Source organism: Phyllobacterium sp. (assembly GCF_037994425.1).
Classification (GTDB): domain Bacteria; phylum Pseudomonadota; class Alphaproteobacteria; order Rhizobiales; family Rhizobiaceae; genus Phyllobacterium.
The window spans coordinates 1-16,504 of sequence record NZ_JBBNAM010000199.1 but is presented as its reverse complement, the minus strand read 5'-3'; the positions used below and the strand labels follow the sequence as shown (position 1 = coordinate 16,504).

12 protein-coding genes and 1 tRNA gene are annotated in these 16,504 nt (G+C 58.5%); 6 read left to right on the top strand and 7 right to left on the bottom strand.

Features of this window, described 5'->3' with window-relative positions; genetic code table 11:
• Window positions 1-120: 120 nt before the first annotated feature.
• Window positions 121-1,065 (bottom strand): AEC family transporter, encoded by a 945-nt coding sequence (locus AAAB35_RS14085; protein ID WP_340668907.1) that lies wholly within the window; start codon window positions 1,063-1,065, stop codon window positions 121-123.
• An 88-nt stretch (window positions 1,066-1,153) separates the two neighbouring features.
• Between AAAB35_RS14085 and hspQ the strand changes: the two genes are divergently transcribed.
• Entirely contained in the window at window positions 1,154-1,489 is a 336-nt protein-coding gene (gene hspQ, locus AAAB35_RS14080) for a heat shock protein HspQ (protein WP_340668925.1), read from the top strand.
• A 78-nt stretch (window positions 1,490-1,567) separates the two neighbouring features.
• On the opposite strand, the gene AAAB35_RS14075 is transcribed toward hspQ, so the two are convergent.
• The gene (locus AAAB35_RS14075; protein ID WP_340668906.1) at window positions 1,568-2,188 is read right to left on the bottom strand and encodes an invasion associated locus B family protein; all 621 of its coding nucleotides are present in this window, start codon (window positions 2,186-2,188) and stop codon (window positions 1,568-1,570) included.
• Window positions 2,189-2,556: 368 nt separating this feature from the next.
• On the opposite strand from AAAB35_RS14075, the gene AAAB35_RS14070 reads away from it, so the two are divergent.
• Window positions 2,557-4,281: an extracellular solute-binding protein gene (locus AAAB35_RS14070; RefSeq protein WP_340668924.1), complete on the top strand. Its 1,725-nt coding sequence runs from the start codon at window positions 2,557-2,559 to the stop codon at window positions 4,279-4,281.
• A gap of 10 nt (window positions 4,282-4,291) precedes the next feature.
• Window positions 4,292-4,957 carry a DsbA family oxidoreductase gene (locus AAAB35_RS14065; protein WP_340668905.1) on the top strand — a complete coding sequence of 222 codons (666 nt, stop codon included), beginning with the start codon at window positions 4,292-4,294 and terminating at the stop codon, window positions 4,955-4,957.
• 6 nt (window positions 4,958-4,963) lie between these two features.
• Here AAAB35_RS14065 and mfd read toward each other — a convergent pair whose 3' ends face one another.
• Both mfd and AAAB35_RS14055 read right to left on the bottom strand, forming a co-directional pair.
• Window positions 4,964-8,464, bottom strand: coding sequence for a transcription-repair coupling factor (mfd, locus tag AAAB35_RS14060; RefSeq protein ID WP_340668904.1), 3,501 nt, complete (start codon window positions 8,462-8,464; stop codon window positions 4,964-4,966).
• Window positions 8,465-8,472: 8 nt separating this feature from the next.
• Entirely contained in the window at window positions 8,473-8,760 is a 288-nt protein-coding gene (locus AAAB35_RS14055) for a succinate dehydrogenase assembly factor 2 (RefSeq protein WP_340668903.1), read from the bottom strand.
• Between the two features lie 154 nt (window positions 8,761-8,914).
• On the opposite strand from AAAB35_RS14055, the gene recG reads away from it, so the two are divergent.
• Window positions 8,915-11,014, top strand: a complete 2,100-nt coding sequence (gene recG / locus AAAB35_RS14050; protein ID WP_340668902.1) for an ATP-dependent DNA helicase RecG — start codon at window positions 8,915-8,917, stop codon at window positions 11,012-11,014.
• Window positions 11,015-11,027: 13 nt separating this feature from the next.
• On the opposite strand, the gene glmS is transcribed toward recG, so the two are convergent.
• The 3 genes from glmS to AAAB35_RS14035 all read right to left on the bottom strand — a co-directional run bounded on the left by glmS (window position 11,028) and on the right by AAAB35_RS14035 (window position 15,159).
• Window positions 11,028-12,851 (bottom strand): glutamine--fructose-6-phosphate transaminase (isomerizing), encoded by a 1,824-nt coding sequence (gene glmS, locus AAAB35_RS14045; RefSeq protein ID WP_340668901.1) that lies wholly within the window; start codon window positions 12,849-12,851, stop codon window positions 11,028-11,030.
• A gap of 109 nt (window positions 12,852-12,960) precedes the next feature.
• Window positions 12,961-14,322: a bifunctional UDP-N-acetylglucosamine diphosphorylase/glucosamine-1-phosphate N-acetyltransferase GlmU gene (gene glmU, locus AAAB35_RS14040; protein ID WP_340668900.1), complete on the bottom strand. Its 1,362-nt coding sequence runs from the start codon at window positions 14,320-14,322 to the stop codon at window positions 12,961-12,963.
• Between the two features lie 90 nt (window positions 14,323-14,412).
• Window positions 14,413-15,159 carry a cytochrome c biogenesis CcdA family protein gene (locus AAAB35_RS14035; protein WP_340668899.1) on the bottom strand — a complete coding sequence of 249 codons (747 nt, stop codon included), beginning with the start codon at window positions 15,157-15,159 and terminating at the stop codon, window positions 14,413-14,415.
• A gap of 269 nt (window positions 15,160-15,428) precedes the next feature.
• Between AAAB35_RS14035 and AAAB35_RS14030 the strand changes: the two genes are divergently transcribed.
• Both AAAB35_RS14030 and AAAB35_RS14025 read left to right on the top strand, forming a co-directional pair.
• Window positions 15,429-15,504 (top strand) — tRNA-Lys (locus tag AAAB35_RS14030).
• A 246-nt stretch (window positions 15,505-15,750) separates the two neighbouring features.
• A partial coding sequence (locus tag AAAB35_RS14025; RefSeq protein WP_340668898.1) for an amino acid ABC transporter substrate-binding protein occupies window positions 15,751-16,504 on the top strand: 754 nt, incomplete at its 3' end.

Below are 16,504 nucleotides of genomic sequence, written 5' to 3'. Positions count from 1 at the left end.
AGCCCTGCAGCCGCAAGGGGGTGGCACGCAAAACTTTAGAAATGATACAAAGTAGCTACGTGGTCAGCCAAAGATTAGGTGCCTGGAAATCGACCGTCCGATGGAGGTCGAGCGAGAGCTCTATCCAATCAATCCGTGGGTCATCACATAAAGCCAAAGGGACAGCGTTACGATTGAGAATAAAGTCGTCGCCAATACCGAACTCGACGCCCGTTCGACCCAGACGCCATATTGCTGTGCGATGACGAAGACATTCGTTGCCGTTGGCAGGGCCGCCATCAGCATTGCGGTATAGACCCAGACCGGCGGAAAATCACCGGCAAGACGCAGCACACAGTAGATTACAACAGGCTGTACGATGAGCTTGAGCGGCACAATGAGGTAGAGTTCCTTAGGCACGCGCCGCATCGGGCGCAGCGCCAGTGTCGCACCCATGGCAAAGAGCGCGCAGGGTGCGGCCGCCCGGGCGAGAAAGTCGATCATCCGGTCGACTGCCACTGGCGGCTCCAGCCCGGTTATGGCCGACCCTACCCCGAAGATGGTCGCGATAATGAAAGGGTGGCCAAATATCTTCTTGAGGACGCCGACCGCCAGATCGCGCGGCGCGCGCTTATCGTTTCCGGAAAGCGCCATCATCAGGGGCGCCATGACGAAATGCAGCGTATTGTCGAAGCAGAATATCAGCGCGACCGGAACTGCAGCTGGGGCGCCAAAGGCGAGGATCGCCAAGGCTGGCCCCATATAGCCGATGTTGCCATAGGCTGCGGCCAGTCCCTGGATCGTACTCTCGTCGATGCGCCGCGTGCGAACGAAAGCGATCAGGAACATCGTTATAAAAATCGAGAAGGTCGACGCAGTGCATCCGATAATGAAGGCCCACTGCGTCAATTCGGCCACCGGCGTTTTCGACAATATCTGGAAAAACAGTGCCGGAAGCGCCACATAGATGATGAAAGTGTTCATCCATCCGAGCGCCTCAAGCGGCTGCTTATTCATCTTGGCCACGAAAAAGCCAAGAAATATCAGCCCAAAGAAAGGTAGCACCAGGTTGAAGACATCAAGCATTGGAAGGCTTTGAAGTTTTACTGCGCCAGAGCAAGGGCGCTTTTGGCTCGCGGGATTGGACAGAAACGGATATCTATCCTGAATGACGATGATTAAACAGATACGGCACGCCAAATTTCAGATCGGCCAGGTAGTGAGCCACCGCATTTTCGCGTTTCGTGGCGTGATATTTGACGTTGATCCCGAGTTCAACAATACCGAGGAGTGGTACCAGTCGATTCCCGAAGAAATACGACCCCACCGCGACCAGCCGTTCTATCATCTCTTCGCCGAGAACGCGGAAACAGAGTACGTGGCCTATGTTTCCGAACAAAATCTCGTGGCCGACGTGACTGGAACGCCTTTGCGGCATCCGCAGATCAAGAGCATGTTCGAGAAGATCGAGGACGGGGTCTACCGGGTGAGACGGCCGCACATCAATTGAACAAACAGTTCCTGCCATCGAGCTTTTGGCATTAAAAAAGGACGCCCCTGGGGCGTCCTTTTTGCTTTCGTTGGCTGATCAATTGCCGGCTTTGGCCTTTTCCTGCTCAGCCTTCATCTTGTCTTCGAATTCCTTCTGGCGCTTTTGAACTTCACTCTGCAGCGTCTTCTGGCGCTGTTCGAGTTCGTTCTGCTGCAGCCCCGGGCCGTCATATGCCTGGCTGAAGCCGGTCAATGCAACATTGATCGGGTTCGGCTTGTTCTGAAAGTTGACCGAGGTGAGCGTCAGCTGATTGCCCTTCTTGAAGGAATTCAGCAGGTCGTCCGACAACGCAACTTCGGAAATGCAGCGATCCGGGAAGCAAATGGCATAATCGATTTTCTGGGTCTTGCCGCCATTGATCTGGAGACCGACGCCCGGGGGAATCAAGCGGCCGGTCGGAACCGATACCTGGAAGATCTTGCGATTGATCTTGCCCTTGATCTCGATGAGGTTCACTGCAGTCAGCAACTGGCCGCTATCAGCGGTCACGATGTTCTGGGTATTGCAGATTTCGTTCTCTTCCTGCTTGGAGCAGACCTTGAACCACCCTTGCGGCGCTCTCTGCTGCTGGGCTGCTGCTGGTACTGCCGCGGCGGCGAGCAATGCAATGGCACCAGCGAATGATGCGGTTGCCGCGATGAACTTCGGGTTGGACATGGTCAACTGGTTCCTTTCAGCGCACTTATCCTAAGTGTATCTCGATCACATATATTTGCTTGTCTGGCTTTGGTTACCAAATGCGGCAAGAGAGTGACCCTTGAATATCGAACGCCGTGTTACACTGCATGTTCGTGCAAATCCAGCCACCTTTTGGTCCAGCGCGGGATTCACATCGAGGATTCACGGCAACCGCCGCAGAATCGTCTTCAAGTGGTAGTCTCTGTGACGAATCAGAATGAATCCTTGGCTTCCGGGGATGCTAGGTCGAGACGATGTTGAAGAAAACTACTGAAGCGCTGGCTATACTTGCTACGATCTGCTGCATAACCAGTCCGGCATTTGCCGAACCCAGCCATGGGATCGCCATGCACGGCGATCCTGCCTTGCCGGCGGACTACCGGTCCTTCCCTTACGTCAATCCGAATGCTCCGAAGGAAGGCTCCATCACCTACGGGGTTGTCGGCACGTTCGACAGCCTCAATCCGTTCCTGATCAAGAGTATGCGAACGACTGCGCGCGGGATGTTCGGCGATTCGGAGTTCGGTAATCTCGTTTATGAGTCGCTCATGCAGCGCAGTGCCGACGAGCCGTTCACCATGTATGGCCTGCTTGCGGAGAAAGTCGAAACCAACGACGAGCGGACCTGGGTCGAGTTCACGCTCAATCCAAAGGCGAAATGGTCGGACGGTGAGCCGGTGACGCCGGACGACGTTATCTTCACGCTTGACCTATTGACCAAGAAGGGCCGTCCTCCTTTCAGCAGCCGCATGAAGCTCATCTCCAAAATTGAGAAGGTTGGCGAACATGGCATCCGCTTTACGTTTAACGAACAGGCGAACCGTGAATTCCCGCTTGTTCTCGCCTTAATGCCGGTACTGCCCAAACACGCGATCAGTATCGACACGTTCGACGCTTCGCCTTTGGCAGTCCCCGTGGGAAGCGGACCCTACACCGTCTCGCAAGTTCAACCGGGTCAGCGAATTGTCTTCAAGCGCAATCCGGACTATTGGGGCACTGATCTGCCGAGCCGGATCGGTTTCAACAATTTCGACACGGTGACCGTGGAATATTTCCGCAACGATCAAGCACAGTTCGAAGCCTTCAAGAAGGGCGTGTTCGATGTTTTCCTCGAAGGCGATCCAAACAAGTGGTCGACGTCCTACGATTTTCCGGCGGTGCGCGACGGCCGGGTCATAAAGGATACGTTCGAAACACAATCCCCCGCCAATATGTTCGGGTTCCTGTTCAATACACGCCGGACCAAATTCCAGGACAAGGCGGTTCGACAGGCGCTGGCCCTGATGTTCGATTTCGAGTGGACCAACCGCAACCTCTATGCCGGACGTTATCGGCGGCTTGGCAGCTATTGGCAGGGATCGGAACTGTCTGCGCTTGGGCGACCGGCCGATGCCATGGAACGCGAACTCCTTGCGCCCTTCCCTGATACCGTTTTGCCTGAGGTGATGGACGGTACCTACGGTCCGGCACAGACGGATGGCACGGGCCGCGATCGTAAGGAGATGAAGCGCGCCTACGACATTTTGACCGAGCGTGGCTACAAGATCGAAAATGAACAGATGCTCGATCCGCAGGGCACGCCTCTCACCTTCGAGATCCTGACGCGCTCGGTGGGTGAGGAACGGCTTGGGCTGGCCTACAAGCGCACCCTCGAGCGGCTTGGCATCGCCGTAACGGTCCGGACCGTCGATGACGCCCAATATCAGAAACGCCTGCAGACATTCGATTATGACGTTATTCTAGGTGCGTATTCGAGTTCGCTTTCACCAGGCTACGAACAATTCAGCCGTTGGGGCAGCCAATCGAAGGATATCGAGGGCAGTTTCAACTATGCCGGTGTCGCCGCTCCTGCGATTGACGCCCTGCTCGACAAGATGCTGGCAGTGCGCGGGCAGGAAGAGTTCACGAGCACGGTGCGTGCTCTCGACAGGCTTCTGATCTCCGGCCATTATATGATCCCGATCTATTATCAGCCCGAGCAATGGGTTGCGCGGTGGTCGCACCTGCAACATCCCGAGAAGACCTCCCTTGTGGGAAACCAACTGAACACCTGGTGGTCTGACAAACGATAGGTTGAAAGAAATGCCCGAAAAGAAGTTCACCATCGACGTGGTGTCGGATGTCGTTTGCCCTTGGTGTTTCGTTGGACGAAAGCGGCTTCAATACGCGCTGGAGCTCAATCCGGATCTCGATGTCACCGTGAACTGGCGACCGTTCCAGCTTGACCCGACGATCCCGCTGCAAGGCAAGGACCGCAAGCGTTATATGCAGGAAAAGTTCGGCAGTTCGGACCGCATCTTCGAGATTCACCAGCAGCTCACCGAGCTTGGTAAGGAGGTGGGGATCGAGTTCGATTTCGATTCGATTGAAATCAGTCCCAATACACTGGATGCCCACCGGCTGATCCGCTGGGCATCGCAAGCCCAGCCGAATGTGCAGGACACGCTCGTTGGCATCCTTTTTTCCTACTATTTCGAGCAAGGCAAGGATATCGGCGACTCCGAGGTGTTGCTCGAGGCGGCCGAGGAAGCGGGCATGGACGTTGCGATCGTTGCGAGCCTATTGCCGACCGATGCCGATACTGTCGGCGTCCGCCAAGAGATCGATACCGCGAACCAGATCGGCGTGCGCGGTGTACCCTGCTTCATCCTCGATCAGAAATATGCGGTTATGGGCGCCCAATCCGCCGAGACGCTGGCCGACGCCATCCGCCAGACAGCGGACGGCTTCGAACCCGGCAGCAATTAACGGGCTCTAAGCCGCTTCTGCCAGCTTCGCCAATTGCGTCATGACGACAGCGGCGCCGTTCAGGCGCTTTTCCGCCGTCGGCCAGTCACGGACCAGCACGATGCTCTGGTCCGGCCTGATCTTCGCCATGGAGCCCTGCTCGCCGATCATCTTCACCAACGCCGCCGGATTGTTGAACGTCTTGTTGCGGAACTGGATGACCACGCCCTTGGGGCCGGCGTCGAGCTTGTCGACATTGGCGCGGCGGCACAGGGCCTTGATGTAAACGATCTTCAGGAGGTGCTGTACTTCCTCAGGCAGCGGTCCGAAACGGTCGATCAGTTCGGCACCAAAACCATCGATATCCTGCAGTTCCTCAAGATCTGCCAGGCGGCGATAGAGGCCAAGGCGCAATTGCAGATCCGGCACGTACGTCTCAGGGATCATCACCGCCGTCCCAATGGCAATCTGCGGCGACCAATGGCTGTCTTCGATTTCTCCGGTTCCCTTGATCTCTGCTACGGCCTCTTCCAGCATTTGCTGGTAAAGCTCGAAACCAACCTCGCGAATATGCCCCGACTGTTCCTCACCAAGAAGGTTACCCGCCCCGCGTATATCCATGTCGTGGCTAGCGAGCTGGAACCCTGCACCAAGCGTGTCGAGCGATTGCAGGACTTTTAGCCGGCGCTCCGCAGTTTGCGTTAGAAGCTTGTGCGCCGGCAGCGTGAACAGAGCGTAGGCGCGCTGCTTCGACCGGCCGACGCGGCCACGGAGCTGATAGAGCTGCGAAAGGCCAAACATATCCGCCCGGTGAATGATCATCGTATTCGCCGTGGGAATATCGAGTCCTGATTCAACGATCGTGGTCGACAGGAGCACATCGTACTGGCCGTCATAGAAGGCGTTCATGATGTCATCAAGTTCGCCGGGAGCCATCTGTCCATGCGCCACGGCGACCTTCAGCTCGGGCACCTGGGCATCAAGGAACTCCTTGATATCGGCAAGATCGGATATGCGGGGGCACACGTAGAAGCTCTGCCCGCCACGATAACGCTCGCGCAGAAGCGTTTCCCGTATGACGAGGGGATCGAAGGGCGAAACGAACGTCCGCACTGCCATGCGGTCGACTGGCGGCGTCGTAATCAGCGACAATTCACGAACGCCGGTCAATGCCAGCTGCAGGGTGCGGGGAATAGGCGTGGCGGAGAGTGTCAGGACATGCACGTCCGACTTGAGCTCCTTGAGGCGCTCCTTGTGCTTGACGCCGAAATGCTGCTCCTCATCGATGATGAGCAGTCCGAGATTCTTGAACTTGACACCCTGCCCCAGCAACGCGTGGGTGCCGACGGCGATATCGACTTGCCCCTCGGCAATGCCTTTCTTGTTCTCGGAAAGTTCCTTGGAACCGACCAGCCTCGACGCCTGCGCGACATGGACCGGCAGGCCCTGGAAACGATTTGAGAACGTCTTGAAATGTTGTCGCGCAAGCAGGGTCGTCGGAACGACCACCGCCACCTGAACCCCGTTCAGCGCCGCCACGAAAGCCGCGCGCAACGCCACTTCCGTTTTGCCGAAACCGACGTCGCCGCAAACCAGGCGATCCATCGGCTTGCCGAGCGCGAGATCGTCAATGACGGCATCGATCGCGCGGTCCTGGTCCTCGGTCTCGTCATAGGGGAACCGGGCGGCGAACTCGCCGTAAAGCCCATCGGGCGGCGTCAGCACCGGAGCCCCGCGCATCTGGCGCTCCGCGGCAATACGAATGAGGTGCCCCGCGATGTCGAGCAGCCGCTTCTTCAGCTTGGCCTTGCGCGCTTGCCATGCGCCCCCGCCAAGCTTGTCCAGGATTGCAGTTGAGGATTCCGTACCAAACCGCGATAGAAGCTCGATATTTTCCACCGGCAGGAACAGGCGGTCATCACCGGCATAATGCAATTCAAGGCAATCGTGCGGTGCGCCGGCAGCGGTAATCGTACGCAATCCAATGAAACGACCGATACCATGGTCGACATGGACGACGATATCGCCGGCGTTGAGCGCGGAAACCTCGCTGATAAAGTCGCGGTCGCGCTTGCGCCGCTTCGAATGCCGTATCAGCCGGTCGCCGAGAATATCCTGCTCGGCAATGACGACGAGTTCGCCAGCGTCGAAACCGGTCTCAAGCGAGAGAACGCCGGCGGTGATCTTGTCCCGCGATAGCGCCTTGACGGTCCTTAGGTCGTCGACAAGCTCGATCTTTTCGAGGCCGTGCTCGTTGAGCACTTGCACGAGGCGGTCGCGTGTACCCTCGCTCCAGGCGGCAACGAGCACTTTCTTGCCGGCCGCGCGTTCATCGGCGATGTGCTTCACGACACTGTCGAAGACATTGGTGTCCTTGGCTGTCCGCTCTTCAACGAACGTTCGGCCGCGATGCGCGCCGGCGTGAACGATTGAGCGCCCGGTGGCAAATGGCGCGTCGAACGGCGTGAAATCGATGCGCAGGCCAGCGCCCTGCGCCGCTGTCTCCACCGCCTCCGGCGTCAGGTAAAGCAACCCTGGCGCGACAGGTTTGTAGGGGACTGCATCGCCCGGCTCCTTGCCGTCGGATTGGCGCCTGCGCGCGTCGTAGTGGTCGAGGACCATCTTGTGGCGCTCGGCCATGGATTCATGTGCAAGATGATCGAAGACGACAGTCATGTCACCGGCATGGTCGAACACTGTTTCCAGATTGTCGTAGAACATCGGCAGCCAGTGTTCCATCCCGGCAAAACGTCGTCCCTCCGAGATCGATTGATAGAGAGCATCGTCGCGCGATGGTGCGCCGAACGTCTGGACATATTGCGAGCGGAAGTGACTGATCACCTCGGGCGAGAGCGTGATTTCGCTCATCGGCTGCATCGCGAATTCGGTCTTCTGGCTTGAAGTTCGCTGCGTTGCCGGATCGAAGGTGCGGATCGTCTCAAGCGTGTCACCGAAAAAATCGAGCCGCAGCGGTTCTTCGGCGCCCGGCGCGAACAGATCGAGAATTCCACCGCGCACTGCGTATTCGCCCACGTCCCGGACCGTCGGAACACGCTCGAAGCCATTATTTTCAAGGCGTTGAACCAGCGCATTCATGTCAATTCGATTGCCCGGCTTCGCCGTAAAAAGCTGCTGTGCCAGCACTTTGCGCGGCGGAAGCTTCTGCAGCATGGCATTCGCCGTGGCGAGAATAACGCCCGGGTGCTTGTATTCACGCAAGGCGGCAAGGCCGGCAAGCGCCGCAAGGCGCCGGGCGGATGTATCGGCGCCGGGGGAAACGCGATCATACGGGAGGCAGTCCCAGGCCGGCAGTTGCAGCACGGGCAGATCCGGAGCGACAAACCCAAGTACCTGTTCGAGGTCGGCAACACGCTGGCCATCACGCGCGATGAACAGCACCGGGCCACCCGCCCCCGTTTCTGCAACGACTTTAGCGAGCACAAAGGCTTCGTAGCCATCGACGACACCGTCGACGACAACATATCCCGCCATACCGGGCTTTAGTCCAAGTTTGGAAAACGCAGTCATTTGGAATTTCAGAATTTCATCTCATTGCGGGACGCCACGATCTTGTGAAAGATCTGCGTATCGAATTCGGCTGGAACGTCGGCTTCGCCCGTGACCCACTTCAGGAGATCACGATCCAAGGCCTCCATAAGTGCTTCATATTGGTCAAGTTCGTGGTCGGACAAGGTTTCGATATGGGCATCTGCAAATTGCCCCAGAATCAGGTCCATTTCGCGCATGCCCCGGTGCCAGGACCGGAACAGGAGCTTGCGCTGTCGCGGTGGCAGGTCAGCGGTGGTGCGACTGCTTCCAGTCATTGTCAGCTCCGTGTTCACTTGACGCGTTTTTTTTGCATCGGCGCCGCTGGGTATAGCCTGCCTCGGCGGCTCTGTCAGCCTTCCCGGTGGATTGTCCTGCCAACTGGGAACAGAACTGCTTCTATCCAAACAAGAAAGGCTCTAGACCTAGGGCATGCGCCCGTCCCTGCTCGATCCTCTGTTTGCATCCGTTCGCTCTCTTTCAGGCATTGGCCCGAAGGTTACCGGTTTGCTTGGAACGCTGCTCGGCACGCTGCCAGGACAAGACCCGCGCGTCGCCAACCTCGTCTACCTTCCACCCCACAGCGTCATTGATCGGCGCAACCGTCCCGGCATTGCCTATGCGCCTGCGGGTGCGGTCGTCACCCTCGAAGTGCGGATCGACCGCCACCTGCCCGGTGGACGCAGCAATGCGCCTTACCGCGTCTATGCCCATGACGACACCGGCGAAATTGGACTGACGTTTTTTCACGCAAAGCAGGCCTGGCTCGAAAAGGCAATGCCCGTTGGCGAAACCGTCATCGTCTCGGGCAGGATGGAATGGTTCAATGGACGCCCCACCATGGTCCATCCCGACCATATAACGCGTATTGAAGATTCGGCATCCTTGCCGCTCGTCGAACCTGTCTACCCCTTGACCGCAGGCCTTTCTCCCAAAGTACTGGCGCGCGGAGTACAAGAGGCGCGCTCCAGGGTGCCCGACCTGCCGGAGTGGATCGATCCACAGGTTCTTGCCACCCATAAGCTTCCGTCACACAACGACGCTCTGCGGATTATGCACGACCCTTTCGATCCTGCCGACATCGCACTCGACAATCCGGCGCGACAGCGGCTGGCGTATGACGAGTTTCTGGCGGGCCAGCTCGCGCTAGCGCTCGTGCGGCAAAGGGCAAAGCGCCTTGCCGGTCGCAGGCTCGAAGGCAACGGCGAACTGAAGGCGCAGATCATCACGGCATTGCCCTATTCGCTGACCAATAGCCAGACTCAGGCGATCAAGGAGATCATTGCGGATCTACGCCAGCCCGATCGCATGTTACGCCTGCTCCAGGGCGATGTCGGCTCGGGGAAGACCGTTGTTGGCCTGCTCGCGATGGCGCATGCGGCGGAAGCCGGCGGTCAATCGGCGCTGATGGTGCCAACCGAAGTCCTGGCGCGGCAACATTATGCCACGATCGCGCCACTCGCAGGGAAAGCGGGTCTACGCGTTGCCCTTCTCACGGGACGCGAGAAAGGGCGGGAGCGCGAAGATATCCTAGACGGCCTCCGATCAGGCGCGATTCACATCATCGTCGGCACGCACGCCCTGTTCCAAGAAAAGGTGGCGTATCGCGATCTCGTCCTTGTCATCGTCGACGAACAGCACCGGTTTGGCGTCCACCAGCGTTTGCTCCTGACCTCCAAGGGCGATGCACCCGACATGCTGGTGATGACTGCAACCCCTATTCCGCGCACGCTGGTCCTGACGGCGTTCGGTGACATGGACGTTTCGAAGCTAACGGAGAAACCCGCTGGCCGGCGGCCGATCACGACGGCGATCCTTCCGATGGAGCGGTTGAGCGAACTTGTCGACCGTATGCGAACTGCCATTGGCGAAGGCCAGAAGATCTACTGGATCTGTCCACTCGTCGAAGAATCGGAAGTTGTCGACCTGGTATCGGCCGAAGAGCGCTTCGAATCGCTCAAACCCTTGCTTGGCAAAGGTATCGGCCTCGTCCATGGCCGGATGACCGGCGCCGAGAAAGATGCGGCAATGCTGGCCTTCAAGAATGGCGAGACCCGGCTTCTGGTGGCAACTACGGTGATCGAGGTCGGTGTCGACGTGCCGGATGCCACCATCATCGTCATCGAGCATGCCGAGCGTTTCGGCCTGGCACAACTCCACCAGCTCCGTGGTCGCGTCGGGCGCGGCGACAAGCCATCAACCTGCCTTCTGCTCTATAAAGGGCCGCTTGGCGAGGTTGCGCAGGCACGCCTCAGGATCATGCGCGAGACGGAAGATGGATTTCGCATCGCCGAGGAAGATCTGAAGCTGCGCGGCGAAGGTGAACTGCTCGGAACGCGGCAATCGGGCACCCCCGGCTTTCGCTTGGCGAGCATCGAGGCGCATCAGGATTTTCTGGAGATCGCGCGCAAGGATGCGCGCTACATATTGGCGCGCGATCCCGAACTCCAGAGCGAGCGCGGCCAAGCCCTGCGCATCCTCCTCTATCTCTTCGAGCGAGATGAGGCGGTCAGGCTTCTGCGCGCCGGCTAGAGCATCGAAGTGGCTATTCCACCGTCACGGATTTCGCGAGGTTACGCGGCTGGTCGACGTCGGTGCCCATGAACACGGCGGTATAATACGCCAGCATCTGGATCGGTATCGCATAGATGATCGGCGCGATGATTTCAGGCATGTCAGGCAGCACGATCGTGTGCATCGTGTTCAACGTGCTGGCCGCAGCGCCCTTCTCGTCGGTGATGAGGATGATCTTGCCGCCGCGCGCCGCGACCTCCTGCATGTTCGAAACGGTTTTCTCGAACCAGTGATCGAACGGCGCGATGACGATAACCGGCATCGATTCATCGATCAGTGCGATCGGGCCATGCTTGAGTTCGCCTGCTGCATAGCCTTCCGCATGGATATAGGAGATTTCCTTGAGTTTCAGCGCGCCTTCGAGGGCGAGCGGGAAGCTGGTGCCACGGCCAAGGTAGAGGACATGCTTGACCTGGCTGAGATCACGGCTGATCGCCTCCATCTGTTCTTCCAGACGAAGCGCATGATTGGCGTAGCGCGGAATTTCGGAGAGTTCCCGCACCAACTGGCGCTCTTCCTGTTCGTCGATCGTACCGCGCATCTTGGCGGCAGCGACCGCCAGCGATGCCAGAACCGACAATTGGCAGGTAAAGGCCTTCGTCGATGCAACACCGACTTCGGGTCCGGCCAAGGTCGGAAACACTGTGTGCGACTCCCGCGCCATGGTTGATTCCCGGACATTGACAATCGTTCCGATCTTCAAGCCCTGCTGCTTGCAATAGCGCAGGCAGGCAAGCGTATCCGCCGTCTCGCCCGATTGCGAAACGAAGAGCGCAAGGCTCTCCTTCGAGAGCGGCATTTCGCGGTAGCGGAATTCTGACGCTACATCGATATCGACCGGCAGCCGGGCGATGCGCTCGAACCAGTACTTGCCGATGAGGCCGGCGTAGTAGGCGGTTCCGCAGGCAGATGCCGCGATTCGGTCTACCTTGCGGAAATCGACGGGCGCCGCATCGGCGCGAACGGTTCCCTTGGCAAAATCAAGATAATTGGCGAGCGTGTGCGAAATCACCTCGGGCTGCTCATGGATTTCCTTCTCCATGAAATGCCGATGATTGCCCTTGCTGACGAGGAATGCCGTCCCAGCCGATTTCTGGATCGGACGGTCGACCTCCATGCCGGTCTCGTCATAGATCATGACACCCTTGCGGGTGAGCACGGCCCAGTCGCCATCTTCGAGATAGGATAGATTGTCTGTAAACGGGGCGAGCGCAATTGCGTCGGAGCCCAGATACATTTCGCCGTCACCGTAACCTACGGCAAGCGGCGGCCCGTTGCGGGCAGCGACGAGGAGGTCCTCCTCACCCTTGAACATGATGGCAATTGCGAAGGCGCCACGCAGTTGCGGCAACGTCTGGCGTACCGCGTCAATCGGAGAAAGCCCGCGATCAAGCGCGCGGGTCACCAGGTGCGCGACCGTTTCCGTATCAGTTTCAGTCTCGAACCGGTAGCCATCCGATTCAAGCATCGTGCGCAATTCGGCGAAGTTCTCGATGATGCCATTGTGGATGACGGCAAGGCGCGGCGTCGTGTGCGGGTGCGCATTACGAACGGTCGGCGCGCCGTGGGTGGCCCAGCGGGTGTGACCAAGGCCGATCGTGCCGCCGAGCGGCTGTTCCTTGAGCAGTTTGTCGAGATTGGCGAGTTTGCCCTCGGCGCGGCGGCGATCAAGAACACCATTATTGAGGGTGGCGACGCCGGCAGAATCGTAGCCGCGATATTCAAGCCGCTTCAGGGCGTCGACAAGCAATGGCGCAACCTGTTCCCGGCCGATAATTCCAACAATCCCGCACATGCAAAACTCCGATGCCCCAAGCTTTTTTATGTTCCAGCCTTAGGGCGGAATCGCCCTCGCCGGAATTCAATTTCCGTTGCGCAATCTTGCACGAACAATGGAATGCGATCTAGTCAGCCTTCTTGGCTAATTTCGCGGCAGCATAGCGGGCCCGAAGCTCGATCGCCCGTCCTTCCTTGACTTCCTGCCGGGCTCGACCGAATGCCAGCGCATCCGCGGGCACATTTGCCGTAATTACGCTGCCGGATGCCACATAAGCATTATCGCCGATCTTCACCGGTGCCACCAATGACGTATTGGACCCGACAAAGACGTTGGCCCCGATCTCCGTCAAATGTTTATTGTAGCCGTCATAATTGCATGTGATCGCGCCAGCGCCGATATTGGCGGCGGCACCAATGGTTGCGTCGCCGATGTAAGTCAGATGATTGACCTTCGCGCCGATGCCGACCACTGCGTTCTTTACCTCGACGAAATTTCCGACCTTGGATTTTTCCGCAAGATCCGCGCCTGGCCGCAACCTTGCGAAAGGTCCGACATTGGCGTTGCGACCGATCTTCGCGCCTTCGAAATAGCAGAAAGCGTGGATGACAGCGCCGCTCGCCACCGAAACGCCAGGACCGAACACGATATTGGGTTCGAGGACCGCGTCCGCTTCGATGAGCGTATCATGCGAGAAGAACACGGTTTCGGGCGCGTGCATCGTGACGCCAGCCAACATCATGTCGCGCCGCTTGCGGTTCTGCCAGATGGCTTCCGCCTCGGCGAGTTCAGCGCGCGTATTGATGCCAATCACATTGTCAGGGGAAATCTCGATGGCGACGACGCTCTTTCCCGCAGCATTGGCGATCTCGACCACGTCTGTCAGATAATATTCACCATTGGCATTGTTATTTCTGATCCGGTCGAGAAGGCTGAGTGCACTTCTCCCGTCCAGCGCCATCAACCCGCCATTGCACAGGCCGATCTTTTTTTCTTCGGCGCTCGCATCCTTTTCTTCGCGAATCGCGACGAGACCGCCATCCTGCTCGATGAGGCGGCCATAACCGTTCGGAACCGCCGGGCGGAACCCCATGACGACCACATCCGCACCACGGGCGAGTTTAGCGCGCGCCTGCTCGAGCGCGGCGGTTTCGATGAGCGGCGTATCGCCAAAGACGACAAGAATGTCGTCGTAGCCACGGGCAATGGCCTCCCGTGCCGCAAGGACGGCGTGGGCAGTTCCGAGACGCTCCGTCTGTTCGTGCACGGTGACATTGGGAGCGATCAATCGCACGGCCGCCTCGACCTTTTCGGCACCTTTGCCGACGACCAGGGCGATATCGCTGCCGCCGGCCCCCTCAACCGCCTTGGCAACATGCGCGACGATCGGCAGGCCCGCGATCATATGCAGCACCTTCGGCAGTTCGGATCTCATGCGGGTGCCCTCGCCGGCAGCGAGGATGACGGTGAGGCAGGAACGTGATGTCATGTCGGACTTCCAGATCAGTTTTGGCCGGGCGCTCTCATGCACAAGCGTGGCACGGGCCCTGTTGCCATTGCGTGAACATGTCCAGCACCTTTAGCCGAGTTGGCCGAGGATGGGAAATGTTTCAAGCAGCCAGAATGAGAAAGTCTGCAGCCCGCCGGTGAGAAACAGTATGCCGGTCAAAACGAGAAGGCCGCCCATCACCTTCTCCACCTTGCCGAGATGCATGCGGAAGCGGGCAAGGAAGCGCATGAACATGCCGGAAAAAAGCGCAGCGATAATGAAGGGAATTCCGAGACCGAGCGAATAGACTGCAAGCAGCATCGCACCATCGGCGACGGTGTCGCGGGCGCCGGCAAGCGCGAGAATCGGTCCAAGCACCGGACCGATGCACGGCGTCCAGCCAAACGCGAATGCCAGCCCCATTACATAGGCCGAAAGGGGGTTGGCCGGCGCTCCTTGTGTCTGGAACCTGGCCTCACGCGAAAGAAAGGCAAGCTTGAACACCCCAAGAAAATTGAGTCCCATCAATATGATGACGACGCCAGCGGCGATGGCAATCTCCTGCTGCCACATGCGCAGGAAACTGCCGATGGTAGAGGCGCCTGCCCCAAGCAGCACGAAGACGGTGGTGAATCCGAGGACAAATGGGAGGGAAGAGACGAGCAGAGCCTTCCTTACCGGCGATATGTGCGCTTGCGGCAGATCTGAGCGAAAATCTTCGACGGTCACACCGGCCATATAGCATAGATAAGGCGGGACGAGCGGCAACACGCAAGGTGATAGGAAAGACAGAGCGCCAGCGCCGGCCGCCGTCAGATAGGAAACATCCAGCGCCATGCGCACTCCTTCAAGGCATTTAGTTTGGCGCCGGATTATGCCGAATCCCCTGCAAACGCCAATCACCTTTTCGCCAGTTTGGCGGAGCGCGCCTCGACCCGGTCGGCAAATTCGCCTCCTGAAACGGAGCAACATCACCAGAAAGCGCTGAAACCAGCGAAAACAAGGCCTTTTGCCGCAAATTATCTGCACAATAGTTGTTGACCGATGGGCAAGTCGCACCTATGTTCCGCCGCACTTCCCGAGGCCACTGATCTGGCCTTGCCTGGGAGCGCGTAGCTCAGCCGGTAGAGCAACTGACTTTTAATCAGTAGGTCCAGGGTTCGAATCCCTGCGCGCTCACCAAAAGCTTTAATGATATTAAAGCCTTATACTGTGTCCGCTCTCCATCAGTAGCGGTCATTGGCCATTGACCTAGCCACACAAGCCAAGTGTCAAGACAACGGTTCTCCAAACATGATCCGCCCGCACCCTGGTTGATGGGGCAGTCTGTTGCAGGGCGCCGAGGTGTCCTCAGTTGACAAACGGCGGGCAGCCCATAATCTGCGTCTACACTTTTGAGATCGCCACGATTTTTCGGAGATGGGGATCATGTCTATTGCAAAGTGCTTGCGATGGTTTCTGCTGGCGAACCTTGCCCTTTGCCTTTCGGTTTTCGCGACGGGCGCTGCGACGCTCGACACGCTCACCCAACGGGGCAGCGTGCGCATCGGTTACATCGCCGACGAGGCGCCCTTCTCTTCCAGCAAGCCTGGCGCCAATCCGATGGGATATTCCATCGACCTCTGTGGCATGATCGCCGATGAAGTGGAACGTCAGGTCCCGCAACTGAAACGCGAATACATCGAGATGACGCTCGCCAACGGCTTCGATGCGGTGAGGAATGGACAAGTCGACCTGCTTTGCGGTGCGATCACCGTCAATTTGAAGAGGCGGGAAATCGTCGACTTCTCACAACCAATCTTCCTGACTGGGGCAACGGCGCTGCTCCGCAAAGATTCGCCCAACTATCTGCAGACTCTTTTTCTCGACAAGCCCGCTGTGCGCTCCGTCAGCGAGCGTATCGCATCCACGGGCGTAATCGGCGTGCGTGCAAGCACGACGACGGGGGCGACGCTGCGCGAGGCACTGGCAAACGAGGTGTCGAAGACGAGGCTTGCCGATTTCGGAACGCACGAGGACGGGCTTGCGGCGCTCGAGGATCACAAGATCGATGCCTATATCGCCGATCAAGTGCTACTCATCAGCCTGGCCACGCGGGCGCGCGATCCGTCCTCGCTCGAGATCGGCAATCGCTTGATTACACATGAACCCTACGCGATAGCGCTGCGCCGCGACGACGCCA

Bases quoted from the DNA above. Each gene is read 5' to 3' on its own strand.
- glmS (WP_340668901.1), bottom strand. From the start codon at position 12,851: ATGTGCGGGATTGTTGGAATTATCGGCCGGGAACAGGTTGCGCCATTG.
- AAAB35_RS14085 (WP_340668907.1), bottom strand. From the start codon at position 1,065: ATGCTTGATGTCTTCAACCTGGTGCTACCTTTCTTTGGGCTGATATTT.
- AAAB35_RS14075 (WP_340668906.1), bottom strand. From the start codon at position 2,188: ATGTCCAACCCGAAGTTCATCGCGGCAACCGCATCATTCGCTGGTGCC.
- AAAB35_RS14055 (WP_340668903.1), bottom strand. From the start codon at position 8,760: ATGACTGGAAGCAGTCGCACCACCGCTGACCTGCCACCGCGACAGCGC.
- hspQ (WP_340668925.1), top strand. From the start codon at position 1,154: ATGATTAAACAGATACGGCACGCCAAATTTCAGATCGGCCAGGTAGTG.
- mfd (WP_340668904.1), bottom strand. From the start codon at position 8,464: ATGACTGCGTTTTCCAAACTTGGACTAAAGCCCGGTATGGCGGGATAT.
- AAAB35_RS14035 (WP_340668899.1), bottom strand. From the start codon at position 15,159: ATGGCGCTGGATGTTTCCTATCTGACGGCGGCCGGCGCTGGCGCTCTG.
- glmU (WP_340668900.1), bottom strand. From the start codon at position 14,322: ATGACATCACGTTCCTGCCTCACCGTCATCCTCGCTGCCGGCGAGGGC.
- AAAB35_RS14070 (WP_340668924.1), top strand. From the start codon at position 2,557: ATGCACGGCGATCCTGCCTTGCCGGCGGACTACCGGTCCTTCCCTTAC.
- AAAB35_RS14065 (WP_340668905.1), top strand. From the start codon at position 4,292: ATGCCCGAAAAGAAGTTCACCATCGACGTGGTGTCGGATGTCGTTTGC.
- recG (WP_340668902.1), top strand. From the start codon at position 8,915: ATGCGCCCGTCCCTGCTCGATCCTCTGTTTGCATCCGTTCGCTCTCTT.